The organism is Psychrobacter sp. GW64-MNA-CIBAN-0177 (assembly GCF_040309585.1).
Classification (GTDB): Bacteria; Pseudomonadota; Gammaproteobacteria; order Pseudomonadales; family Moraxellaceae; genus Psychrobacter; species Psychrobacter okhotskensis.
In genome coordinates this window covers 1-235 of sequence record NZ_JBEOOY010000619.1, presented here as the reverse complement: position 1 = coordinate 235, position 235 = coordinate 1, and the positions used below count along the sequence as shown (strand labels likewise).

The 235-nt window shown below is 44.3% G+C and carries 1 protein-coding gene; it reads left to right on the top strand.

The genetic code is table 11. The annotated features are described in order from the left end of the window. A partial coding sequence (locus AAEY79_RS16440; protein ID WP_352289856.1) for a cbb3-type cytochrome c oxidase subunit I occupies window positions 1–235 on the top strand: 235 nt, incomplete at both ends.

The window sequence follows — 235 nt, the reverse complement described above, 5'->3', positions numbered from 1 at the left end:
ACCTGGATGAAGTTACCTTTGTTTGTGTGGACTTGGCTCATTACCGCATTTTTACTGATTGCGGTAATGCCGGTGCTCGCAGGTGCGGTCACCATGGTATTAACCGATAAGTTTTTTGGTACTAGCTTTTTTGATGCTGCAGGTGGTGGCGATCCGGTGATGTTCCAGCATATTTTCTGGTTCTTTGGTCATCCTGAAGTTTACATCATGATTTTACCGTCCTTCGGTATTATCT